20 protein-coding genes and 2 pseudogenes are annotated in these 24634 nt (G+C 61.9%); 9 read left to right on the top strand and 13 right to left on the bottom strand.

Annotated elements, in window-relative coordinates; all coding sequences use genetic code 11:
- Positions 1 to 86: 86 nt before the first annotated feature.
- A complete protein-coding gene (gene cdd, locus HTIA_RS06325; RefSeq protein WP_008528655.1) occupies positions 87 to 485 on the top strand; it encodes a cytidine deaminase in 399 nt (132 codons plus the stop codon).
- Positions 486 to 625: 140 nt separating this feature from the next.
- Here the strand turns inward: cdd and HTIA_RS06320 are convergent, their stop codons facing one another.
- The 4 genes from HTIA_RS06320 to HTIA_RS06305 all read right to left on the bottom strand — a co-directional run bounded on the left by HTIA_RS06320 (position 626) and on the right by HTIA_RS06305 (position 5694).
- Positions 626 to 1609, bottom strand: coding sequence for an ABC transporter permease (locus tag HTIA_RS06320; protein ID WP_148290979.1), 984 nt, complete (start codon positions 1607 to 1609; stop codon positions 626 to 628).
- A 127-nt stretch (positions 1610 to 1736) separates the two neighbouring features.
- Positions 1737 to 2954 (bottom strand): ABC transporter permease, encoded by a 1218-nt coding sequence (locus HTIA_RS06315; protein WP_008523619.1) that lies wholly within the window; start codon positions 2952 to 2954, stop codon positions 1737 to 1739.
- Complete coding sequence (locus HTIA_RS06310) at positions 2951 to 4540, bottom strand: ABC transporter ATP-binding protein (protein WP_020936157.1); 1590 nt, start codon at positions 4538 to 4540, stop codon at positions 2951 to 2953. Before HTIA_RS06310 ends, HTIA_RS06315 begins: the two co-directional genes overlap by 4 nt.
- Positions 4541 to 4581: 41 nt before the next feature.
- Positions 4582 to 5694 carry a BMP family lipoprotein gene (locus tag HTIA_RS06305; RefSeq protein ID WP_020936156.1) on the bottom strand — a complete coding sequence of 371 codons (1113 nt, stop codon included), beginning with the start codon at positions 5692 to 5694 and terminating at the stop codon, positions 4582 to 4584.
- Between the two features lie 353 nt (positions 5695 to 6047).
- Between HTIA_RS06305 and HTIA_RS06300 the strand changes: the two genes are divergently transcribed.
- A complete protein-coding gene (locus HTIA_RS06300; protein WP_008523622.1) occupies positions 6048 to 6872 on the top strand; it encodes a nucleoside phosphorylase in 825 nt (274 codons plus the stop codon).
- 10 nt (positions 6873 to 6882) lie between these two features.
- Positions 6883 to 8247: a phosphopentomutase/phosphoglucosamine mutase gene (locus HTIA_RS06295; RefSeq protein WP_020936154.1), complete on the top strand. Its 1365-nt coding sequence runs from the start codon at positions 6883 to 6885 to the stop codon at positions 8245 to 8247.
- A gap of 22 nt (positions 8248 to 8269) precedes the next feature.
- Here HTIA_RS06295 and HTIA_RS06290 read toward each other — a convergent pair whose 3' ends face one another.
- From HTIA_RS06290 to HTIA_RS15775, 6 genes and pseudogenes are all read right to left on the bottom strand, one after another.
- Positions 8270 to 8698, bottom strand: a complete 429-nt coding sequence (locus HTIA_RS06290) for a universal stress protein (RefSeq protein ID WP_008523623.1) — start codon at positions 8696 to 8698, stop codon at positions 8270 to 8272.
- 58 nt (positions 8699 to 8756) lie between these two features.
- Positions 8757 to 10349 carry an FG-GAP repeat protein gene (locus HTIA_RS15790; protein WP_242401909.1) on the bottom strand — a complete coding sequence of 531 codons (1593 nt, stop codon included), beginning with the start codon at positions 10347 to 10349 and terminating at the stop codon, positions 8757 to 8759.
- Positions 10350 to 10407: 58 nt separating this feature from the next.
- A pseudogene (locus HTIA_RS17125) lies at positions 10408 to 10548 on the bottom strand (outer membrane protein assembly factor BamB family protein); the annotation flags it as partial.
- A gap of 469 nt (positions 10549 to 11017) precedes the next feature.
- Positions 11018 to 12327, bottom strand: a pseudogene (locus HTIA_RS06275) (RNA-guided endonuclease InsQ/TnpB family protein).
- A gap of 37 nt (positions 12328 to 12364) precedes the next feature.
- Entirely contained in the window at positions 12365 to 12880 is a 516-nt protein-coding gene (locus HTIA_RS17410; protein WP_079980313.1) for a VWA domain-containing protein, read from the bottom strand.
- A complete protein-coding gene (locus tag HTIA_RS15775; RefSeq protein WP_021029292.1) occupies positions 12877 to 13944 on the bottom strand; it encodes an outer membrane protein assembly factor BamB family protein in 1068 nt (355 codons plus the stop codon). The genes HTIA_RS17410 and HTIA_RS15775 overlap by 4 nt, the downstream gene beginning before the upstream one ends.
- 252 nt (positions 13945 to 14196) lie before the next feature.
- On the opposite strand from HTIA_RS15775, the gene HTIA_RS06270 reads away from it, so the two are divergent.
- Positions 14197 to 15189 (top strand): IS5-like element ISHti8 family transposase, encoded by a 993-nt coding sequence (locus tag HTIA_RS06270; protein ID WP_044950729.1) that lies wholly within the window; start codon positions 14197 to 14199, stop codon positions 15187 to 15189.
- 20 nt (positions 15190 to 15209) lie between these two features.
- On the opposite strand, the gene HTIA_RS06265 is transcribed toward HTIA_RS06270, so the two are convergent.
- Together HTIA_RS06265 and HTIA_RS06260 are read right to left on the bottom strand one after the other, a co-directional pair.
- Positions 15210 to 16400: a hypothetical protein gene (locus HTIA_RS06265; protein WP_021029289.1), complete on the bottom strand. Its 1191-nt coding sequence runs from the start codon at positions 16398 to 16400 to the stop codon at positions 15210 to 15212.
- 165 nt (positions 16401 to 16565) lie between these two features.
- Complete coding sequence (locus tag HTIA_RS06260) at positions 16566 to 18377, bottom strand: ATP-binding protein (protein ID WP_008527494.1); 1812 nt, start codon at positions 18375 to 18377, stop codon at positions 16566 to 16568.
- 107 nt (positions 18378 to 18484) lie between these two features.
- On the opposite strand from HTIA_RS06260, the gene HTIA_RS06255 reads away from it, so the two are divergent.
- The 4 genes from HTIA_RS06255 to HTIA_RS06245 all read left to right on the top strand — a co-directional run bounded on the left by HTIA_RS06255 (position 18485) and on the right by HTIA_RS06245 (position 21858).
- The gene (locus tag HTIA_RS06255) at positions 18485 to 20236 is read left to right on the top strand and encodes an MBL fold metallo-hydrolase (RefSeq protein WP_008527493.1); all 1752 of its coding nucleotides are present in this window, start codon (positions 18485 to 18487) and stop codon (positions 20234 to 20236) included.
- Between the two features lie 110 nt (positions 20237 to 20346).
- Complete coding sequence (locus HTIA_RS06250; RefSeq protein ID WP_008527492.1) at positions 20347 to 21150, top strand: endonuclease/exonuclease/phosphatase family protein; 804 nt, start codon at positions 20347 to 20349, stop codon at positions 21148 to 21150.
- A gap of 115 nt (positions 21151 to 21265) precedes the next feature.
- Positions 21266 to 21394: a hypothetical protein gene (locus HTIA_RS17285; protein ID WP_008527491.1), complete on the top strand. Its 129-nt coding sequence runs from the start codon at positions 21266 to 21268 to the stop codon at positions 21392 to 21394.
- A 110-nt stretch (positions 21395 to 21504) separates the two neighbouring features.
- Positions 21505 to 21858: a DUF7113 family protein gene (locus tag HTIA_RS06245; RefSeq protein WP_008527490.1), complete on the top strand. Its 354-nt coding sequence runs from the start codon at positions 21505 to 21507 to the stop codon at positions 21856 to 21858.
- 23 nt (positions 21859 to 21881) lie between these two features.
- Here the strand turns inward: HTIA_RS06245 and HTIA_RS06240 are convergent, their stop codons facing one another.
- Positions 21882 to 23837, bottom strand: coding sequence for an ABC transporter ATP-binding protein (locus tag HTIA_RS06240; protein ID WP_008527488.1), 1956 nt, complete (start codon positions 23835 to 23837; stop codon positions 21882 to 21884).
- A 93-nt stretch (positions 23838 to 23930) separates the two neighbouring features.
- On the opposite strand from HTIA_RS06240, the gene HTIA_RS06235 reads away from it, so the two are divergent.
- The gene (locus tag HTIA_RS06235; protein ID WP_008527487.1) at positions 23931 to 24608 is read left to right on the top strand and encodes a TetR/AcrR family transcriptional regulator; all 678 of its coding nucleotides are present in this window, start codon (positions 23931 to 23933) and stop codon (positions 24606 to 24608) included.
- The last annotated feature ends 26 nt before the right edge of the window (positions 24609 to 24634 follow it).

Here is a 24634-nt window from a genome sequence, read left to right as displayed (position 1 = left end):
TTCGCACGCTGGCACGGAAAAAGTATTATATGGGCATAGACTTATAAAGCGGTACTTTATAGTGGGCTCCACCCGTCAGTCAACACATGGAACCCGAAGCACTCATCGAGCAAGCCCACGAGGCTCGCAAAGAGGCCTACGTCCCGTACTCCGAGTATCCGGTCGGTGCGGCCCTCGAGACGGCGAGCGGCGAGGTCTACCGGGGATTCAACGTCGAGATCGTCAACTACTCCAACAGCTTCCACGCCGAGGAACTCGCCGTCATGGGCGCGATCCGCGACGGCCACACCGATTTCGAGCGGGTCGCGGTCGTCTCGGCCGAGCACGACGGCGTCACGCCCTGTGGAATGTGTCGCCAGACCTTCGCCGAGTTCTGTGACGATTCTTTCGAGATTTACACCGAAGACCACGGAGAAATCAAGGAGTACACGCTCGGCGGACTGCTCCCCGACGCGATGAAGCCCGGGAACCTCCAGGACCGCTGAACCGTTCTTACGTTTCTGGTCGGTGACAGCGTGGACTGGTATTGGTACGTCGGTTCTCTATGCCGTCAAGTGTCCAGCCGGACGGCTGTCCTGGCGTAGATGATCTCGAGACGGCAAAAACAGAAACGACGACGACGCGGCTACTCTTCTCCGGACTCGTAGTGTTCGCCGGCCTCGCTCGGAACCCGCGTGTAGCCGACGAACGCGAGCACGATGATGACCGAGACGTACGGCACAAGCCGGATCAGCTCGGTCGGTGCCGGGATGAACGCGATCTGCTGGAGGCGGATCTGCAGGGCGTCCAGTCCCGCAAAGAGGATCCCTGCTGCGGCGGTCCCGATCGGGTTGTAGTTGCCAAAGAGGTAGGTCGTGATCGCGATGAACCCGTCCCCGGCGATCATCGTCTGGCCACTCCCGATGAAGCGACCGGCGCGACCGACGACCAGGCCGGCACCGCCGAAGCCCGAAAGGACGCCCGAGAGGATGACACCGACGTACCGGACGCGGTGGACGTCGACGCCGGCGGTGTCGAGCGCCGAGGGGTTCTCCCCGCTGGCCTCGATCCACCGGCCGAAGCTCGTGTGGTTGAGGACGAACCACGAGGCGACGATCGTCACGAGCATCAGGATGACGATCGGGCTGGCGTCGAAGACGATCGGCCCGAGGACCGGGATTTGCGACAGTCCCGGGACCGTCACCGTGTTCAGCGTCGAGATGCTCGCGCTGTTGACCGACCCCCAGATCACGATGCTGAGGAACGGCCCGAGGCCGAGTCCGACCAGCCAGACGGCGAGGCCGGCGATGATCTGGTCGGCCCGGAACTCGATGACGAGCACGGCGAACACCAGCGCGAGGAGCGTACTCGCGAGCACGCCGGCAAACAGGCCGATCCAGACCGTCGACTGAGACGCGGCGGAACCTCCCGAGACGAGGTGAGTGACCGCGACGGCGGTGAACGCCGAGATGATTAGGAGTCCTTCGAGGCCGATGTTGATGACGCCGCTCTTCTCGGCGAAGATACCGCCAAGCCCCGCGAAGACGATCGGGACGGCGATCCGGAGTGTCGACTCGACGAAGCTGGTGTCGAAGATGCCAACGACAGTCGAGGCGCGCGTTCCCGGCATCGTGACGTTGATCACCGCCCCGAAGACTGCGGCGACGAGCAACGACCCGATGACGAGTCGCGGGATTCGTCCAACCTTTTCATACCACTCGTAAATCGTTTCGAGTCCGCCACTGGCGGCCGGTGCGCTACTCATTGTTGTCACCTCCAGTTGCCGCAGCCGGGTCCGGTTTGACACCCAGCCAGTTGCCGAGCATCCGGAACGCCTCCGGCATCGCGATGAACAGGATGATCATCCCGCGGAGGACCGCGACCAGCTCCGGCGGGACGCCGAGCTGGAAGTTGATGGCGTTCGAACCGCCTTTCAGGACGCCAAAGAGCAGGCTGGCGGGGATGACGCCGATCGGGTTGTTCCCGGCGAGCACCGAGACGGTGATGCCGTCGAAGCCGATCGAGGGGACGCCCTGTCGCCACGCACCGATGACCATCATCGACCACATCGCCCCGGCGATACCACCGAGTGCGCCCGACAGCGTCATCGTCGAGACGACCATCCGTTCGGCGTTGGCACCGCCGTACAGCGCTGCTTTCGCCTGTTTTCCCGAGACGCGCAGGTCGTACCCGAAGCTCGTGTATCGCAGGACGTAGTAGATCCCGACGGCCGCGACGAGTGCGAGTGCGAGCGCGACCAGCGAGAACTGGCCGCCCTGCGGGAAGACGATTCCGTTGAGCCGGGCGAACTCGGGGATCGACCGGGTCTTGACACTCTGGAGCGTCGGATCGGCGAAGTACGACGAGACGAGGAAGAACGCCGACCCGGTCGCGATGGTGTTGAGCATGATCGTCGTGATCACCTCGTTGGCGTCGAAGTAAGCCTTCAACGCCCCCGGTATCGCGCCGTAGAGTCCGCCGACGATCGCGCCGACCAGCAGCCCGAACGGGACCAACAGGACTGTCCCGACGATCCCGTCCGGGACGAACGGTGCGACCCAGACCAGCGCGAGCGCGGCCGCGAGCCCACCCAGGACCAACTGGCCCTGGACGCCGATGTTGAACAGGTCGCCCCGGAACGCGACGGCGACAGCGAGGCCGGCGAAGATCAGCAGCGTCGTCTCCTTCAGGGTCGTGCCCATCGAGAAGTTGATCGGCGACCAGCCTTCGGTGAACAGCCGGGCCGAGTCGAGATCGAAGGGTGAGCCGAAGGCCCCGTTGACCAGCACGGCGAAGATCTCGAGTGGGTTGTAGGCCTCCCCGGAGAGATACCCGGCGACGAGGACGATGAGGCTGCTGACGATGACGGCCGTCACCAGCGCGGCGACGCTGATCAGGATCCGTTCGCCGACCGAGTTCCCGACGAAAAACCGAAGGAAGCGCTGGATCGGTTCGGGATATCGGCGCTCGCTCATTCGCTCTCACCTCCGTACTCATCAGGCATCTCGCCGGCCATCAGCAGGCCGATGTCCCGATCGGTCACTTCGTCGGGATCAACCACGTCGACGATCTCGCCCTCGTAGATGACGGCGATCCGGTCCGAGAGTTGCTGTACCTCGTCGAGTTTCGAGGAGACGAGCAAGACGCCTTTGCCCTCCTCGCGAAGTTCGAGCATCTGGTCGTGGATGAACTCGATGCTCCCGACGTCGACCCCACGAGTCGGGTGCGAGGCGACGATCACGTCGGAGTCCCGAAGGATCTCGCGACCGACGATGAACTTCTGCTGGTTCCCGCCGGAGAGCGATTCGGAGGCCGTCCCGGCGTTCGGCGTCCGGACGTCGTACTTGTCGATGATGTCCTCGGCGTGCTCGCGAGTCGTCCCCCAGTCGACCCGGGGCCCGTTCGTGTATGCCGGGTCGTACTGGTTGCCCAGCAGCGCGTTCTCGACGAGGTCGAAGTCCATCACCAGCCCGCGTGCCTGGCGGTCCTCGGGCACGAAGGACATCCCGCGCGCGATGTGTTCACGCCTGGAGACGTCGGTCACGTCCTCGCCGTAGAGCTCGACGGTGCCCTCGTCCGGCACCTCGAGACCGACGACCGAGTCGACGAGCTGTGACTGGCCGTTGCCGTCGACGCCGGCGATCCCGAGGATCTCGCCCTCGTGGACTGTCAGATCGACCTCGTCGACCTGCCGGACACCGTCGTCGTCCTCGACGACGAGATCGGAGACCGAGAGCGACGGCTTGCCGGCCTCGACGTCGTCTTTCTCGACGTCGAGCATCACTTCCCGGCCGACCATCAGTTCCGCGAGACTTTCCCGCGTCGCGGTCGCGGGGTCGGCTGTCCCGACGTTTTCCCCGTCCCGGAGGACGGTGATGTCGTCTGAGATCTCCATCGCCTCGCCGAGCTTGTGGGTGATGAAGATCAGTGTCTTGCCTTGTTCGGTCAACTCCTCGACGATCCGGAACAGTTCGTCGACCTCCTGTGGGGTGAGCACGGCCGTCGGCTCGTCGAAGATCAACACGTCGGCCCCACGATACAGCGTCTTGAGGATCTCGACGCGCTGTTTCTCCCCGACGCTGATGTCCTCGATCCTGGCGGTCGGATCGAGATCGAAGTTGTACGTCTCACTCAGTTCCCGGACGGCCTCGCGGGCGCGCTTTGCGTCGTAGGCGAGTCCGTTCCACTTGCGTGGTTCGTTACCGAGCGTGACGTTCTCGGCGACGGTCATCGTATCGACCAGCATGAAGTGCTGGTGGATCATCCCGATCCCGGCGTCGATCGCATCCTGGGGCGTCTGGAAGTTCATCTCCTCGCCGTTGAGGTAGACCGTCCCCTCCTCCTGCTGGTAGAGCCCGTAGAGAACGTTCATCAGCGTTGACTTCCCCGCGCCGTTCTCGCCGAGTAACGTGTGGACCGAACCGCGCTCTACCTCGAGGGTCACCTGGTCGTTCGCGACGACGCCCGGAAACCGCTTGGTGATGTTCTCCATCCTGACCGCCGGACCCGGGTCTGTACTCCCTCCGGTATCGTCTTCCGGTGGTTGTGTCGTTTGTGCCATCGTATCAAATTAGGTTCGATAACCGGTGCGACTGGGGCCGATCAGATGTCGTCGGGATGGGACGGCACCGTCAGGTCGCCGTCGACGACCGTCTGGCTCTGGGCCTCGATCTCGTCTTTGATCTCCTGGGGGATCTGGTCGCCGATCTCCGTACCGTAAAGCATTGCGACGCCCTCTTCGGCGAGTCCGAGCGTAGTTGTCTCGCCGCCGTTGAACTCGCCGTCGATCGCCTTCCCGACAGACTCGACGACTGCCTCGTCGACCTGTTTGACCATGCTCCCGAGGATCGCCCCGTTGTATTCAGTGAGCGTCTCGGACTGGCGCGCGTCGACACCGATCCCGAAGACGCCCCGCTCGTAGGCTGCCTGCAGGACGCCGACGCCCGTCCCGCCTGCGGCGTGATAGAGGACGTCCGCGCCGTTGTCGATCATCGAATTGGCGATCGACTGGCCCGTGCTCGGTTCGCTCCAGGCCCCCGCGTACGCCGAGCGGATCTCGACGTCTTCGTTGACTCGCTGTGCACCGAATCGGTAGCCGGCTTCGAACTTCTTGATCAGGTTCGTCTCCTTCCCACCGACGAACCCGATGGTGTTCGCGTCGGTGTTCGTCTGACTCGGACCGGCTGAGAACTCTTTGCTCGTCAGCATACCGGCCAGAATGCCTGCCTGGAAGGACCCCTCGTGTTCCTTGAAGACGTAGTTCGCGACGTTGTCCAACTCGGTCGTCGCGTCGATGAACGTGAACTTCATGTCCGGGAAGTCCGGCGCGACTTCCTGGAGGGCACTCTTCTGGGAGAGCCCGATCGCGAAGATCTGGTCGTACTCGGGGTTCGACGAGGTCGCGAACTGCCGCTGGAACGTGCTGAACTCGCTCGGGGACTCCGGTTCGGCGTTCTGGAACTCGACGTTGTACTGTTCTGCAGCCGCCTGGATTCCCTGGTGGGCCATGTCGTTGAACGAGTTGTCACCGAGGCCACCCGTCGAGTACACCATCCCGACCTGGTGGGGCTCGCCACCGGTGTCACCGTTCTCGTCACCGTTGCCCGACGGCTCTGTCGTCTCGGTTCCGTCGCCTGAACAGCCTGCCAGCGAGACGCCGAGTCCACTGACAGCGATACCCTTGATGACTGATCGCCGGTCGTAACTCCGAGGCATACATTTGGCTTGTGGATCGAATAGTGATAATAGTTATGTTGCTTTCCGCTTTTTAATACCGTCTGTTCACTTAAAAGAGTCCCCGGGGGTGAACCACCCTACACCGCCATAATACCGTATTTAGATCGTCTCAATCCCGATCGCTGGCGTCGTGCTCTGTTCGTGTTACGATCCGATACGGATCGGTGTGCCGGCACAGTCGACCGCCGACTCTCTCTGTCGATACTGAGGAAATTGCGCGATTCGTGGTCTCTATGGGCTATATTTGTCCTGCCACTGGGTGGCGGCTCGTGATGGCTCCCCGTCCCGATGGCGAATATTATATAAAATTCCAGCTTAAAAAGGGTAGTAGCATGCCCGGAGACAGTGAGGATCCCAACGAAGACGAACAGTATCACCTCGCCGTGTCGCCCGAGGACGTGGCCGATACCGTGTTGCTCCCGGGGAATCCGGAGCGCATCGAGAAGATCACTCGCTTCTGGGACGGCGCAGAGGAGAAGGCCCACCATCGCGAGTACCGGACGGTCACCGGCGAGTACGACGGGACGCCCATCTCGGTGACCTCGACCGGGATCGGCGGGCCCGGCGCGTCGATCGCCGTCGAGGAACTCGCCCGCGTGGGCGCGGACACGTTCATCCGTGTGGGTTCGACCGGGTCGATCCGCGAGGAAGTCTCGGTCGGCGACCTCGTCATCACGACCGGTGCGGTCCGCCAGGAGGGCACCAGCAAGGAGTACGTCCGCGAGGACTACCCCGCGACCGCCGACCACGAGGTCGTCTCCGCGCTGGTGGCCGCGGCCGAACGCCTCGACTACGACTACCACCTCGGGACGACCCTGAGCGCCGACAGCTTCTACCCCGGTCAGGGTCGACCCGGCTTCGAGGACTTCGAGGCTCCCGACAGTGACACACTCGTCGAGGACCTCCAGGAGGTCAACGTCACCAACATCGAGATGGAGGCAAGCGCCATCCTGACGATCGCCAACGTCTACGATCTGCGGGCCGGCGCGATCTGTGCCGTCTACGCCAACCGGGTGACCGGCGAGTTCCGGACCGAGAGCGACCAGCGCGCCTCCGAAGTCGCCTCGCTGGCGACGAAGCTGCTCGCGCGCATGGATCAGATCAAGGCCGAGGCCGGCGTCGATCACTGGCATCCGGGCCTGGAACTCGACTACTAACGAGGAAACCATGAGCAAGGATCTATTCGGGACGACGGGAATCCGCGGGCCGGTCGCGACGAAAGTCACCCCCGAACTCGCGCTGTCGGTCGGCCGCGCGGCCGGTAAGTACGGCGAGGAGTTCGTGATCGCCCGCGACGGGCGGGAGACCGGCGTCGCCATCGCCGCCGCGCTCGAAGCGGGACTCGAAAGCGCCGGCGCGGACGTCGTGCGGGCTGGCATGTTGCCGACCCCGGCGCTCGGGTTTGCTTCCGACGGCCGTCACGGCGTCATGATCACCGCGAGCCACAACCCCTCGCCCGACAACGGCATCAAGTTCTTCGTCGACGGCGAGGAGTACACCACCGCCGACGAGGAGCGCATCGAGGAACGGGTCGCCAGCGACGCCGAGCCGGCAACCTGGGACGAGTGGGGCCGACAGACGAGCGAGGAACCGCTCGACGCCTACCTCGACGCTGTCGTCGCGTACGCCCGCGAGCACGGTAACCCACTCGACGGCATGACGATCGCGGTCGACGCCGGTAACGGCGTCGCCGCGCTGGGCACGCCCGAAGTCCTCCGGCGACTCGGTGCGAGCGTCCACACCTTACACGCGAACGTCACCGGCCACTTCCCGGGTCGGCCGAGCAAGCCCACCCCCGAGAACATCACCGATCTGACCCAGTACGTCCGCGAGCGCGACGCCGTCGACCTCGGGATCGCCCACGACGGCGACGCCGACCGGATCGTCGTCGTCGACGAAGACGGCACGATCGTCCACGAGGACACGATCCTGGCGGTGCTCTCGTCGTACTTCGTCGAGGAGAGCGACGCCGCGGACCCCGTCGTCGTGACAACGCCGAACGTCTCGGGTCGCGTCGACGAGGCAGTCCGGGCGGCCGGCGGCCGTGTCGAACGGACCGCGCTTGGCCTGCTCCACGAGGGCATCGCCGACGTCCTCGACGCCGGCGACGACGAGACGACGGTCGCCTTCGCGGGCGAACCCTGGAAGTGCATCCACCCCGACATGGGTATCTGGACAGACGGCATCGCGAGCGCCGCCGTGCTGACGCGACTCATCGCCGCCGACGGACTCGATTCGCTGCTCGAACCCGTCACCGAGCGCCCGCTGGAGAAAAAGCCGGTCGACTGCCCGGAGGAGGCGAAGGACGCGGCGATGGAACGCCTAGAAAGTGCGCTGCCTGAACAGTTCCCCGACGGCGACGTCTCCCTGGAGTATGGCGTCCGGATCGAACTTCCCGACGCGTCGTGGTTCCTCGTCCGGCCGAGTGGCACCGAGCCGTACATCCGCGTCTACGCCGAGAGCGACGACGCGACGGCGCTGCTCGAAGAGGTCCGCGAGACCGTCAAAGAAGCCGTCGACGCCGTCGCCTGATAGCGACAACAGCCGCGACGCGTCAGCGAACGACCGTGATCGGGACGGGCGAGCGCCGGACGACGGTCTCGGCGACGCTGCCGAGCAGGATGCGTGTGACGCCCGAACGGCCGTGGCTCCCCATCACGATCTGATCGACGTCGTGCTCTTCGGCGTGCTGGACGATCGTGTGGGTGGGCTTGCCGACCTCGACGAACTCCTCAAAAGTGCCCGCGAAGTCGGTCGCCCCGGATTCGACCTCGCTGAAGAGGTTTTCGGCCTGTTCCTTCTGGCGGTCGTACCACTCCTCGGAGAACGTCGGCATCGACGCCTGGACGCTGTAGCCCGCATCGGCCGGGTTGATGACGTGCAGCAGGTGCATCTCGGCGTCCGGGAACTCCGCGAGTGCGAAGTCGACTGCCTCCCGGGCCTGCTCGCTGCCGTCGACCGGCACCAGAATGCGCTTGCCCATATCTGCGTCTTCGAGTGCCTCCGTCTTAATCTTACGGTATGCTAGCTAGTGTCTCTATCTAGATCGTGTCAGGATCTAAGTGATGAAACTGGTGTCTTGATAATCGTCTCGCCTCATTCGATGCCTCACAATCAGACACGTACACTGCACCAGTCGATTCTTTATTTCCGTCCGCTTCCGGAGCACTCACGGCAGCAATACCTGTCTCCCCCGACACCGTGACTCGGGTCCCAAAGTGATCGGTCGGGTCTTTTTCGGGGGCAGAGATGACACGATCTTGTTGCCAGTGGTCGTCATCCCACTTGAAGACGCAAATCCGGCTCTGCTCACCCGTGTCGGACGATTCGCCCGGGGCCCCGATGAGAATTGATTTCGGGTCGCTCGTCATGGCGAGCGACAGGCCGAATCGTTCGTACTGCCCGGGATCAGCGGGCGTGAGTTTCTGTGCTTGGTGCCACTCACCATCTTGGTTCTCGAAGAGATAGACCGAACCACCGTGTTCGCCGTTTGGATTTTCGTCGTTCGACGCACCGACGAGAACGGTTTGTCCGTCCTCCGAGACGGGGACAGTCTCCCCGAAGTAATCGTTTCTATCTCTATCGCTGGCAGTGAGTGTGGCCTGTCGGACCCACTCACCGCCCGACTTCTCGAAGACGTTTACTGCAGCTGTTTCTGAATCCGAGACGACCATACTTGAGACAATGAGGATCTGGCCACCCTTCGATACGTCCATTGCATACCCGAATGATCGAATCGGAGAACTATCATTAGGAAGGGTATTTACCAAATTCCAGCCGTCAGGCTCACGCGAATATTCGTAGACGGCTCCCGCCTCGATACCACTCGAATCTTCTTTGAATGGTGCCCCAATATAGGCGGTGTCTCCATTCGAAGTCAATATTTGGGATCGAGAGAACTGGTCAAATGCATCGTCAGGAGCACTGAGTTTACTTTGCTGATGCCACTCTTGATTCTCTTTTTGATAGACATAGGCAGCGCCCCCTTCTGCTCCATTCGGATCTTCTTCAGCTACTGCTCCGACGAGTGCGGTGTCACCAGTATCCGAAATCGAGATAGTGGACCCAAACCAATCATGGCGATCCCCATCATCTGCCATGAGTTTCGCCGATTGGTGCCAGCCGTCTTGGTCACGACGAAACACGTAGACTCCGCCAGCCATTCGACCGTTCGAGTTCGTATCGAGATTACTTCCGACGAGCAGGGTCCGTCCGTCGTTCGTGATGTCGAGTGAATACCCAAATCTGTCACGGGTTTCTCCGTCTGTAGCGACGAGCGTTTCTATACCGCTTTGATCGTCCCTTGCTGTCGGGGGCGAAAACGCACAGCCGGTGAGTGGAGCAAGAGCTGTCGAACATGCGAGGAGGCAAACTTCGCGCCGAGAATAGCGTGACACACTGCGACTACTCTGTGGATTCATGCCCATCCGTTGATCTCTTGTGACGCCGATAAAGGTATGCTGCCCCGCCAAGCCCGGCAGCTGTTCCACCAGCACCGAGCCAGGGGAGCAGTCCGTCTTCTTGTCTTTGGTCTTCTTCTTTGGGTTCGATCGATTGATCGGCGTACCGCCAGTCGTCGTGATGATTGAGCGTCCCCAGCCTTGTGCGTGATCCCTCGCTCGAACCAGAGACATCTGCTTCCAGCGCGTAGACCTTCGAGTCTCGACTCCCCACGAACACTGTTCCATCGACCACAATCGGTGACGACCGGACCCAACCGCCGGTTTCGAAATGCCAGTTTTCCTTGCCTGTTTCGCCATCCAGCGAGTAGACGTTATTGTCCCCAGATCCGACGAAGACAGTTCCGTCAGCTATCGTTGGTGAGGAAAACACATACGCACCAGTGTTGAACTGCCAGTGGGCCTCACCAACATATCATTGAAGCAAAATTGGACCCGTGTAGACGCCTGATTGTAGGCGTGTTTGCTGTCGGACTCTATATTGTAGCTGCTCAACCATGCTGGTGGGTTGCTGAAGTGATCAGAACTGGGTTCATATTTGTCAGCGAACGCGAGGAGGCGTCTATCATTAAGACGCTCAGCTACATCGAAGTCACCTGTTTCATTCGCTTCGAGAGTATTTGGCAACTTAACTGACACCATGAGGTTCTCTCGCATGAGTGGATTCGAACCACGTTCGATCTCCGCCGAGTCGTTCAGTCCAGTGTCGTCGGAGTTCGGATCCGTTGGATCACTGTTCACTCGTTGACATCCTCCTCCGCCTGAAGGCGGAGGAATCCCGAGTCAAGCGAATCGAAGATTCGCGTACATCGCAAATCTCCGATTTGCTCAGCGTTGGGATATTAGGGTTTGCAGACTCCCTGTTCTCTCGGTGTGAACCGTCCGCTCTCGCGGTCGAACAGGAAGACTCCGGGCTGTGCCAACCAGCCGTTACTCATATCCCCTGTCGGGGGACTCTGAGTTATCTTTCTGCGGATGTTCACTGCACCATTCACGTCCGCGTTCATCGTCGTCTCGCACGACGAACAGACGTACAGACCACGCTCCACACGGTTGCTATCCCGAATCTGTCCGCAACACGAACAGGTCTTGCTCGTGTTCTCCTCGTCTACACGATCAACGAGGATGCCGTGTTCCTCGGCTTTGTATTCGAGCAGGTTTGTGAAGCGGTCAAACGCCCATCCGTGGAGTTTCTTGTTGCCCGACGGCCCCCAGTTCCGCGAGTCGCCGTTCTCGTCTTCGCGGATGTCACTGAGGTCTCCAACTGCTATCTCCGCCACGCCCTCTTCGACACAGCGTTGAACGATGTGTTTCGAGAGGGTGTGGAAGAAGTGGTCTTTGCGTCGGGAGAGTTTCCGCCGAGCCTTTAATGTCCGCTTGGACGGCCCGTGCTCGCCTTCGGTCTGGTACTCTTCGCGGGTGAAGTAGTGCTTGTCTTCTTTCAGCACGTTCCCCGGATACAACTCCGAAGGGCCATTCTCGTAGTCGATGGCGAGGTAGTTGCTGATGCCGAGATCAATACCCGCCGTCTGTTCACCGGGAGCGTCCTCAACGGGAATCTGTTTCTCACAGACGAGGTGGAGTTCCCAGCGGTCGCCGTTGTAGACGGCACGTACTTGCTGGATATTCTCTACCTGTACGTCGGGGCGGGTTTCGTACTCCGCGAGGATGAAGTCAGACCTCCCGTCTTTCAGGTTCCATCCTTTCGAGAGGCGGAGTTGACCGTGCTTGTCGTCGTGTTTGATGCCTTTTTGTTTCCACGTCACAGTGGAGCGTGGGTGTCGGTCGCCACGTTTCCGGTAGCCCGGCGGGTTGTTGCCGTCGTCAGAGTTGTACCACCCGTTGAACGCCTCAGCAAGCTCTTCGAGAACTCGCTGTGCTCAAAAATCGGAGATTTTTGGCATCACGAGAGACGAAGTCTCTCGAACGAACTTGACTGAGAATGCAGGTCACTGTAGCGTTCGTGGTCTTTCAACTCCGATTTCAGTTCGGCTTCGTCGGGTATCTCATCGTCCTCATCCCATCGGCCTTGGATATAGTAGCGTCCGACGTTCCACAGTTTCGAGGCGGAGAACCCGCACTGGTCGAGATCGTCACGAACCTGACTGTGGTTCGTGATGCGTGCGACGTAAGTACGGGTTGTCTCCAGCATCGTACTAACTTCATAACACATTATGAATCAGAGTGTATTAAATGCGATGTTTGACGGGGAATATCCGGGGCTGTCGATATCGGTAGAATATGTCACTAAGTGACGGCGCGTATCCACGGCCTGAAGACCGTGGTATTGCGCCTGCTCCGCGTATAAATGGCGAAATGGGAATCCCATCATTCTCCAGCGAGTCAGAGAAGCCATCGTCATCCGAGTGCGTTGGGCCAATATCCTCCGCAACACGTGAGAAGACGTCCGGCAAGTCACTGGCATCGTCAACAGACGAGTATCCACCCGACGTGATATCTGCAATCTGCTGTAGTTTGTCCTCATCTGCATCGCCGAAGCCGATGGTATAGATGGTTGTCCCACGGTCAGCCGCAGTGTTCGCTTCCGTGATTCCGCCCCCACCTTGTCCGTCTGTGAGGAGCACCGTATACTGGGCACGAGAATCGTTGCTGTTTGACGCGAAATGGCTGTTTGCACGTCGTAGTCCTCCCCCATACCCGTCTCGCCGGACGAATCTACACTTTCCACCGACTTTAGCATTCATTTCGAATATTCAAGTACATGAATATATCCATCAAATCCTGCGACGATAACTTCGTTTTCCGTGATCCGTGGTGGAGAGACACCGGCTCGGAAGGAGTCACTATATTGCCAGCGGGGAGATCCATCCGTGCCAAGCGCTTGGAGCCGTCGTTCGTTCGCTGTCCCGAAGACAACGAGGCCCGCATTTGCGGATACGTCTCCGAGCACTGGGGTCTCTTTCTTCCAGATAGTACTGCCGTTGTTCACGTCAAGAGCGAACAACCCATCATCTGCGGTTGGGACATATGCTTGTCCATCTGTACAGGCTGGATCGGTGGAGACTCCGGATGAAAGTGATTTTCGCCACAACACCTCGCCCGAAGGCGGATCGATTCCGACGACATCGCCGTCTGTCGATCCCGCAACGAGCTTTTGACCCTGGGCAACGGTTGTGCCGATGTTTCCGTTCAACGTTACGTCCCATTTTATCTCACCATCCGATGGATCGATCGCGCGGACGCGATCGTCGTACGAAGCGACGACTGCCAACCCATCAGCCGATATTGGCCGGGCAGAGAGATCTTCCCATTCATCCGGGATCGACTCCACGACAGGTGTTTCCCATTTGATCGAACCATCCTTCAGATCGATGCCATAGACAGTCCCGTTTCGCGCATTGATGAGGACTGTTTCCCCAATAACCAGGGGCTGTTGGCACTGGACGGCACCTTCGAGCGTCGTCTGCCATCGTTTTCTCCCGTCTACTCCGATTCCATATACTGATCCGCGGTCATTCCCGCCGATGATGAGGTCCTGTCGAACGGTCACGCCGTTGAGGCCCGAATCTAACGATTCGAACTCCCACTCTTTCTCGCCGCTTTCGAGATCTATCGCGTAGCAACTCGTATGCGTTGAGCCGGTATACACTGTCCCGTCACCGATTGCGGGCGAACCGATTGCACCCAACGCATTGTATCTCCAGCGGACAGTCGGCGTATTCGGTTGGATAACCGAACAGCCTGCGAGTGACCCTCCGATCCCGACACAGCCAGCGATTACTGCCCGCCGTGAGATATATCGTGTCATCAGTTTGCTCTGACAATAGTTGGTCCCATCATTATGACAATTGTATCTTCACCAGCGATAGCTTTCAACTCCGAATTATGCATCTCGGCAGTAACCTTGTCTGCGAACATTCGAATCGCTTGTACTTCCGCTGCTACTATACCTCCCGGAACATCAGTTGGTACCGGATTTAGTTCACCTTTGGCCCACTCTTTGAGTGTAATGAGCGTGTCATAGAAACATTCTCAGGGAAGGCAGCAGGGTGTTGGAACTGTGTCTACGAGCGCCAGCACCCTGCAAGACGTAACTTCGGTAGACGACTTCTTGAATGCGGCGGCTACCGAGACAGTACCGCTGTTCGAGCATCTTGAGTTCGAGTTTCTGCTGGAGTATGACGTGTTCGCCCCCGCTTCGAGGGGGCGAACACGAGTGCATCAGCCACCAGACCTCTTTCGCGGCTTTCTGCACTGCTACTACAAGGATGTCTACGGGACACGCCCGGTTGCACGAGAACTTCAGCACGGCCTCGTCTGGTACTATTGCGGGCTCGACAAACCGCCATCAAGAGACACGGTTGATCGCTTTCTCACTGATCTCGAACACGTTATCGACGATGTCTTCGACAGCCTCGTCGAGCAGGCCGCCGCCCGCGGCCTGCTCGACTCCACGTACTCTATCGATTCGACACACGTTGAAGCGATTCAATACAACGATGCAGCGTCATGGAACTACGATCCAACGGCTGAGGAGTACTACTACGGCTTCGGCTGTACGATCGTCTCGACCGGCGCAAAGATCCCGATAGCAGCGGAGTTCACACAGGCCAAACAAGCAAACAAAGAGACGGCGATGCGCGTCACCCGTGACGCGCTCGCCGTCGATACACCGATCTGGATGCTTGGAGACAGCGCCTACGACATCCTCGATTGGCACGACCTCCTGCTGGCCGCAGGGGTCGTGCCAATCGCTCCGTACAATCCGCGAAACACCGACGACCCGAAAGACATCAAGTACAGAGTCGAAGACCGCATCAAGAAACATAGCGAGGACATCCGGCTGAAACAGTCCATCCTAGATGAGACGTACAACGACCGGACAGGAGTCGAACGAACCAACGATGCAGTCAAGGACTGCGGCCTCGGGCACGTCCGCGCCCGAGGCCGCGTCCACGCACGAACAGAAGTATTTCTTGCGCTGTGTCTCCGGATCGTCGTCGCCATCACCAACTACGAGCGAGGAAACGGACCGGGCTGTGAGAAGTTATGAGATGGATTCTATGACACGCTCTAGTATGCTACCAGATTGTCGTCATCGAAGTCTTCTATACCGTCGATAACCCCGTCATCGCTGTCATCAGCATCAGTCAGGCTCGAATCACTATCGGGATCCAGCGGATCCGTACCCGTCACATTCTCCTCGTAGGTATCGGGTAGGCCGTCACCGTCCAAGCGAAGGACGACTGTGCTCGTCTGGTTCTGTCCGGACGACGCACCACTGTTGCCGTTGTTGCCCTTCTGCTTGCCATTGTCCGCCTCCTGGCCGTCGTCACTTTCGCCAGCCGTAATTTCGATCGTATTCACACGGTCGGTGAGGTTGATCGTTTTTGCGAAGGTGGCGTTTGCGTAGTCACCGCGAAGCGGGAGATCGACCGTGCGGTCGTCGTTGACCGTCGTGGTGACGTTCACGGCGTCCAGCCCGGTCGGATTCGTCACGTTCCCGACGAGCGTATACTGTGCCCGTTCGCTTCCATTACGGATCGGATCCGTCCGCCGTGTCAACGACACCTCCGGACCGACCTCGCCATCGATCATTCCCAAGGCAGTGTGAGCCTGGTTGACCGCCGAGCCGTACGTCCGGACCGCCCGCGCAGTCGTCCGAATCGACTGCGCTCCCGATCTGTCCTCTGCGCGGTCCCGGATCTGCTCGGCACGGTCGAGCTGTCGCCGGGCGTTATCGATGTGAGCCTTGACGCTATCCGTCCTCCCCTGGCCGAGGGTCTCTTCAGTCGCTGTGAAGGCATTCTCAGCGTCACGAATTACCTGCCGGGCAGACTGATTGTCCGCCCGTGTCACCAACTCGACGACCTGATCGAGTCGCTCGTCTTGGTCGGTCCCAGCGAAGTCAGTCAGCGCCCGGAGCACTTCCGAATCGCGAATGAACGCGTGCTGGTCGCCGATGCGTGTCTGATCCTGGTAATACGCGAAGGAATCGTTCAGCCGCGAGCGGGCGCGCTCTTTGGCTGCTTCGAGCTGATTCGAGGGAGCCGAGAAATTCTCGATGCGCTCCATGGCCTGGGCTTTCAGTATTACCGGCGGCCCGTCCATGGATACCTCGGGGACAGTGTCAGCCGGCGCTGTATTCCCCGCGGTTTCGGAAACCGTCTCGGCAGACACCGTTCCCGCCGGCAACATCGAGACGATCATGAGGATTGATAATACAATCGCGAACAATTCCCGCCGCCCACCACTCGCGGACATATTTGCCACATATACGTACCAATTGAATATACGTTTTGGTATAAAATCATATTGGAGGTGGATAACGAGTCGTCATTCATCAGCGGGAGGCGTGTCTGGTTTTCGCCGACCGGCGTCGGCTGCATGCAGTCCGGATGGCCAACCAGTAGCGCCCGCCCTGCGCGCTCACTCCCGCCCGTGTCTCGTCACGCACTCCGGCAGCCCGATCAGCTCGACGGGCTCGGAATTGTCCGGCGAGTAGACCACCAGCTGGCCCTGTTCCATGTAGGGGACTTTCGCCTCCAGATGACTCGGAATATTCACCGCCGAGATGGCGTCTTCGTCGCCGAGATTCAGGACGACGGTGGTGTTGATCTGCTTGAAGACGGGGTCGGCGATGTCCTGGGGGTCCTGGGTGATGAGAAAGAGGCCGAGGCGCTCCTTGCGGCCCTGCTTTGCGGCGTCGGTGAACTTCCCGATGACCTTCCGGGCCTGGACGCTGTCGGCGTCGGTCAGGAAGTTGTGGGCCTCGTCCATGCCGACGACCAGCGGCGTCTCCCCGATGCGATCGAACGTCGGGTCGTTCGAGAGTTTCTCGTCGACGAGCAGCGACGACAGCGCGAGCACGACCGTCTCGGTCGCCCGCGAGTCGTTGATGTGGTAGGTCGGGACGACCGTCAGCCCGCCCGGGCGGACGAACTCGTGGATCAGATCGGTAATCGGCCGGGCGTCCTGATCGAAGATGTTCCCGAACCCACGCGCCCGCCGGCGGACGGCGTCGTAGGTCGCCTCGTGGACCCGGCCGGTCTCGTCGAGTTCCTCCTTCAGCGCGGGATCGTCGAGGAACGAGGTGAACTGGTCGTAGGTCCCTTCGCGGCCGTACTGATCACGGAACAGCGGAAGGAGGACGTTCACCAGCGCCCCGTACTGGTTGTCGTTGAGGCCGCTGCCGGCGATCAGCCACGGGTTGTCGTAGACCAACGAGAACGGGATGGTGAAGGCGACCTGCTCGGCGCGGTGGTGCTCGGCGGCGTACGTCGCGCCGCCGACTTCGGGGACGAAGGCAACCGTATCGTCGTGACCGCCACACGCGATGCCCTCGCGTTCGCATCGCCGCCGGAAGTCAGCCGAAAGGTCGCCGTCGTCGTGCATCTGAGCGTACTCGTCCTGGGGGTCGAACTGCACGACGGCGGGCCGGACTGTCCGGTCGCTGCCGGTCTCGACGGGGTAGGACCGTTCCGACGCGAGGAACTGCCGGAGGACGTTCTTCGCGAGGTGGGTCTTGCCCGATCCCGTCCCGCCGGCGACGAGCGTGTGCCGGAAGACCAGCGGGTCGCCGGCGTCGTAGGCGTCCTTCAGCCGGTAGTCGATGGTGGGGGGCTGGGCCGCCGTTCGGACCTTCTCGCCCCCGACCGAGAGGTGGCCGAGGAAGACGCCGTCTTCGGGAATCTTCAGTCCGGTCTTGATCGCCGATCGCTCGTCGGCGTGGCTGACGGGCGTCTCGGGCTTGGGGACGCGGTCGGTCATCCGGCGCTGGAGCTCGCCGTCATCCTGATATAGAATGGCGACGGGTTCCAGCGTCGCCATGAACTTGAAGTCCTGTTCGTCGATGCCCTCGGCGCGCATCGCCCGCCGGGCGTGGATCTCGGTCGCGTCGTCGGCCCGGAACTCCCGGGCGTATTCGAGGGCGGTGATCCGACAGAAGAGACGCTCGTCGGTCGCGCTGTCGGGATAGGGCGCGAGGAGATAGGTGCCGATCCGGACGTCGGCGCGGTTCCCGACGGTGACGTACGCTCGCAGCCGGGTGTCCTCGCCGTCCTCGCTGATGGTCAGGCCCTCCGCGGCCGAGAGGACGCCGATGCCGCGTTCCTCGCCCGTCGGCGTGGTTTCGACCCGCTCGAAGTCGTCGCTCGTCGCTCGTTCGGGGGCGTCACTCCCCTCGGAGGCTTGCTCGCCGGCGTCGTTGTCGAACTCCGTGAAATCCCCGAGGTCGGACATATCACGTCAGTGTGGGCCGACGGACAAACCTGTTTCCCAACCCTGGTGGCCGTGATCTCTCCGAAACTATATTTTGTTGGCGGTGTAACACTACGCTTGACTGATGGATGCAGGTTAGTTATCAGCACGCGAATCCCTACAACGGTCGAGAATCACACCTCCTCAGATTCCACGACGAGATTCACGACCAGACGACTTGCATCCTCGTCGACGCCGGATCGGGAGTCGATGTCGATGACCTCCTCGAAGAGGACGAATACCTCTCTGCGATCTTGCTGACGCACGCTCACCTCGACCACTACCGGACGCTCGGCTCGAATCTTCGGGACGGCGCACCGATCTACGCCACCTCGGAGACGGCGGCGGCGATCACGACGCGACTCGACACCGACGCCGAACACGCAGATCTGGCTAATCCGGGCGACGTGGCGGCGGCGATCGAACCGATCACGGACTGGACGACGATCACGAGCGACGTTCAGATCCATCCCGTACCAGCCGGGCATGCACCTGGTGGCTGCGGGTTCGTCGTGCGCTTCGCCGACGGCGACGATCACCATCATCTGCTCGCAACGGGTGACTTTACCACACGCCGGGCCGCTGGGTATCCGGGTCTCGGGACGGATTTACCGGTCGACGCGGTGCTCCTCACGGCAGCGACGAACACGGACTTCCGGGACCAGCTGACCGGCGCGGTCGGGACTGTCCTCAAGCGAGCGAGCGCCGGCTCGACGGTACTGACGACGAGCAGTGGTTCGACCGGTGTCCACCTCGCATACCTGCTGGCGCACGTCGCTGGCGCTACCGACCTGACGCATCCCGTGACAGTCGCCGGTCGGGTGGCAACCCTCTGGGAGGCCCTGGAGTACGACCATCCAGGCGTCGAATGCGTCCCGACGTTCGAGGATCCGGACGCGGTCCTCGGGCCGGGCCGAATCACGATTGCCGGGCCGGAGGTTCCCATTGCTGGAAGCAGCGAACGTCTGTTCGACGCGATCGAGGACGACGCGGGGGCGACGCTCGTGCAGGTGACGAGCGGGGCGTTCGACCCGAAGCGGTCCGCGGGCTGTATGGTCCACGACTATCAGCTGAGCAATCATCCGACCGAAGAAACGGTCGATTCAGTCGTCGAAGCACTGGAGCCGATCCACGTCGTCGTCACGCATCAACGGGGCTACGTCGCTGACCAGTACAAGGACAAGTACGACAGCTTCGTCTGGGCGACCGACGACGCCACGCAGTACACTCTCTACGACGATGGCTGGTCCGGGCCCCCGTGGGTTACCGAGGCCACGCGTCGACGCGTTCGCTCCAGACGATACACGGACGCCGGATCGGACATCGGCGGATCGTTCGACACCGCCGACATCCCGCTACCGACGGTGGAGCGCCACGACGACGTCGATCTGGTCGCCGAAGGCATCGATACAGCTCGGCTGGCCGAGGATCTCGGTCTCGACCCCGCTGTCCTCGAGGAGTCGCCAGTCGCCATCTCCGAGGAACGCACGGACGAGAGCGTCGCGTTCGCGGACGGTGCGTCGGTTTCCGACCCCGCAGAGGAGATGTCCCGGTCCGACAGTCCCGAGAACGAGCAGTGTCCCGACGGTTCCACGGCAGAGGCTGACGACGAGAGCGGCACCGACTCGTTTGCGGAGGTCCTCGATCGACTGGATCGGATCGAAGACGCTGTCACCGGGACCCGAACCACTGGGACTGTCGTCGATGCGGGAGACGGGGTAACGTTACTTCGGCTAACCAACGAGTCAGTCGCCGAGGACCTCACGCATGGCCAGCTTGTCGAACTCGACATTCAGACCGCGCCAGAGCGGGACGCGAGTGATGAAACCGGGTCGGATTGACGAAATCCACTGCCTCTCTGGACTATTTACTCCGAAGACCCCACGTCGAAGACTCCGCCTCGGAACGCTGACCCCAAACGTCCTTACCCTGGCATCCCAAGCCACTCCCGATGACCGCGTGGCTTCGCGCCATGACGTACAATGTCCGCTACGACAACGCCGAGGACGGCGAGCACCGCTGGGCGAACCGTCGTGAGGCTGTCGCGAGCACGATCCGGTTTCACGCGCCCGACGTTGTCGGCCTCCAGGAACCACTCGATCACCAACTGGTCGACGTCGCCGACGCTCTCCCTGGTTTCGAGTGGATCGGCTGTGGCCGCGTCGACGGCGAGAGCGAGGGCGAACACACCCCGATCGGCTACCGGACCGACCGGTTCGAGTGCGTTGATAGCGACACCTTCTGGCTCTCGGAGACCCCTGACGAGCCTGGCTCTGTCGGCTGGGACGCCCGCCACCCCCGGATCGTGACCTGGGCGCGCCTGCGCGACCAGCGGACTGGTGATTCCCTCCTTTTCGCCAACACACACTTCTCGCACGACGGCCCGCGCGCACGCCAGAAGAGTGCCCGTCTGTTGCTCGACCGGCTCGCGGACTTGCGAGAGGACGACCCCGTGGTTCTCACGGGCGATTTCAACTGCGTGGCGGGCGAAGAGCCCTACGAGATTCTGACCGGCGAGGACAGCCCGCTCGCCCTCAGTGACGAGCGCGATCGATCGTCCGAACCCGCACACGGCCCGCCGACCTCCGTGACGGACTTCGAGAACCTGGTGCCGAATCGCAAGATCGACCACGTCTTCACGACGCCCGACGTGTCCGTCGGAGCCCACGGCGTCTGCAGCGATGTCTACGACGACGGTCGGTTCCCCTCCGATCATCTGCCGGTGCTGGTCGAACTCGGTCCGGGTGAGGGGTAGCGGATCGAATCGCGCCTGACGGGAGGGGTCACAGAAACCGAAAAGTGGGAGTCAGCCATGGGCGGCTGTCAAGGATTGAAACCAGAATTATACTGGTGGGACCAGTAGTATCGGTATGGCCGAGTACGTGGCTGTCTGCCAGGACTGCGAGTGGGAACGACCGATGCCCAAGCGCGACATGGCCGAACATGCAAAGCGCGTCCACGAGGATGAACATGACCACCTCGTGTTCCTCGAGCACTGACGAGCGCGGTACCCGATCGCGCTGGACGACAGAGACTGCCTTTCTGCGACGGTGTCGTTTCTCCTCCCGCCGGCCGACTTGTTTTTACTTGCCGGTCACCAACACTCCGTATGCGACTCATCCGTGGACGGGCCGGCGGGACGGCGCTGACGGGGACGCTGTACGAACCTGGCGAGGAGCCTCCGAGCTACGAGGGTGCGCCTGACGCCGACGCGCCGTTCGTCTGGGTGTGTGATGCCTTCTACGCGGTCGAGAGCGGCGGAACCGTCCAGCACGTCGACGGCGACGCGATCAACGTGGCCTTCGAGTCGCCCGCGCCGCGCGGGTTCGCCGATCGCGACCGGGCAATCGCGGCCGCCGAGGAGCACGTCCGAACCCAGTTCGGCCGTCTCGGTCTCGCGGAATCGGCCGTCGAGATCGAACACGAGACGGTCGTTCCTGCGGAGTCGGCCACCGGCGAGTAGGTGTCGACCGGCGATAGCTCGTCTCAGTCGTCGTCGCCAGTCCCCGCTCGCTCGCGCTCGGCCGTGCGCTCGATGAACTCCTCGGGGAGGGCCTCCATCTCGCCGACCTGAACGCTCCAGAGGTTGGCGTAGAGCCCGTCCGCCGCGAGCAGGTCCTCGTGTGCCCCACGCTCGACGACTCGCCCCTCGTCCATGACGAGGATCGTGTCGGCGTCCCGGACCGTCGAGAGCCGGTGGGCGATCGCGAAGGTCGTCCGATCGGCCGTCAGCGTCTCCAGGGAGCGCTGGATCAGGACCTCGGTCTCGTTGTCGACGTGGGAGGTCGCCTCGTCGAGGATCAGGATCTCCGGATCCTCGAGGATCGCCCTGGCGATGGCGACGCGCTGGCGCTGCCCGCCCGAGAGCTTCACGCCGCGCTCGCCGACCATCGTGTCGATACCCTCTGGCAACTCGGACACGAACTCCATGGCCCCGGCCATCGAGAGCGCCTCGCGGATCTCGTCGTCGCCGGCGTCGATGCCGTAGGCGACGTTCTCGGCGACGGTGCCGTGGAAGAGGTACGGCTCCTGGCTGACGTAGCCCACGTGCGCCCGGAGGCTCGCGAGTGAGACGTCCCGCACGTCGTGGCCGTCGACGCGGATCGTCCCGTCCGCAGGGTCGTACAGCCGCACCAGGAGCTTGAGCAGTGTGGTCTTGCCCGCGCCGGTCGGCCCGACGAGGCCGACGAAGTCCCCTGATTCGGCGCTGAAGCTCACGTCGTCGACTGATGGCTCGTCGGTTCCGACATATCGGAAGGTCACGTCCTCGTAATCGACTTGCCCGTCGACGCCATCGAGGCCGATCGCGTCGTCAGGATCGTCGACGGTGCCCGGGTAGTCCATGAGGCCGACGATGCGTTCGGCCGCGGCGAAGGCGTAGCGGTAGTTGTTGACCACGTTGCCGAACTGACGCATCGGCCAGAGGAACCGCCGGGCGTACAGCAACATCGGCGTGAGCACGCCAAGCGTCATCCCGCCCGTGAACCCGACGGTCGTCCCGGCGAGGCCGACCTGTGGCGGGCCAAAGAGCAGCCAGTAGCCACCGACGAGGAACGTGAACACGTACCCCATTCCGGTGATGATCCGCAGCGTCGGGAAGAACTTGATCCGGGTCGTAATCGCGTCCCAGTTGGCATCGAGGTACTCCTCAGAGGCCTCCTCGACGCGGTCGCGCTCGAAGGACTCCCGGCCGTAGGACTTGACGACCTCGATCCCGCCGATGTTGTTCTCGAGTCGGGAGTTGAGCGCCCCGACCGACCGCCGGACGCGGCCGTACTTGGGGCCGATGCGCTGGACGAAGAGGTAACTCGCGAATGCGAGCACCGGCACCGACAGTAGCGCGACGACGGCGAGTTGCCAGTTGAGCCAGACCATCACGCTCGCGACACCGACGACGAGCACGGAGATCCGGATGCCGGCGTTGAGGTCGTTGGTGAGGAAACTCTCGAGTTGGTTGACGTCGTTGTTGAGGATCGACATGACCTCGCCGGTCTGTTTGTCGTCGAAAAAGCCCATGCGCATCCGCTGGACGACGTCGTAGGTGTCAACCCGGACCTCGTGTTGGAGGTGTTGGGCGAAGCGGTTCCACGCCCATCCGTTGATCCAGTTCAGCGCAGCCGTGAGTATGTAGACGGCCCCGACGAGCCCGACGGCGAACCAGAACTGCCCTGGCTCGTCCCCCGGAATGACCGATTGTGGGACGAGCGGGAGCGAAAAATCACGGGTCGGCACGAACAGCGCGTCGATCGCGACCCCGAGGACCAGTGCCGGGATGAGTTCGAGAAATCGCGCGACGACACTCGCGACCCCGCCCAGGACGAACTCCGGGACGTACCCCCGGCCATAGCTGCTGAGGAGCCGCCACATCGGGCGGTCGACACCCTCCCGGAGGTGTTCGAAGGTGTCCGCGTCGTCGTTGCCACCCGAAAAGCCCCAGGACATGGCCCCTGGTAACGTAGGAGTGCACAAAAGCCTGACTGTCGCGTCAGTCAGGATTTGGGAAGGTTTTACCGATTGCCCCTCGACCGGGGGAACATGGACACGGAGGGTGACGCCGGGAACAGCACTGAGGATGACCCCGGGAACCGCGCTGGGGAGGGCGACGCCGCTTCCGACACGCAGGACGCGATCATGGGTGCGACCTATCGCGCGCTGTGTGAGCACGGCTACGCCAACCTGACGATGCAGGACATCGCGGACGAATTCGACAAGAGCCGGTCGCTGTTGCACTATCACTACGACACGAAGGAGGACCTGCTGCTCGCGTTCGTCGAGCAGATGGTGGGGTGGATCGGGGATCGGTTGGCCGAGACGGAGACCGAGGACCCCCTCCCCCGTCTCGAAGAGTACGTCGATCGGTTCGTTATCGAACCGGGCGAGTCTGACCGCCAGACGTTTGCCCTGGCGATTATCGAACTGCGCGTCCAGGCCGTTCACCACCCCCAGTTCCGCGAGAAACTCCGTTCGCACTACGAACGCAACGTCGAAACCGTCGCCGAAATTCTCGCCGACGGGATCGAGGCGGGCGTGTTTCGCGACGTCGACCCCGAGCGCGTCGGTGAGGCGATCTACACCGCCATGGTCGGTGCCCGGACCTATCAGGTTACCCTCGGTGCCGAGGACGCCACCCGGCGGATGCGCGACGCCATCGCCGAGTTCGTCGCGACGGATCTGCTCGTCGCGGATCGGGACGTCGCCGAGTACGCCGGATGAGGATGGGGATTCGATCGCCGACTCTT

The sequence above is a fragment of the Halorhabdus tiamatea SARL4B genome, assembly GCF_000470655.1.
GTDB lineage: Archaea > Halobacteriota > Halobacteria > Halobacteriales > Haloarculaceae > Halorhabdus > Halorhabdus tiamatea.
This window is presented reverse-complemented; position numbering and strand designations above follow the sequence as displayed.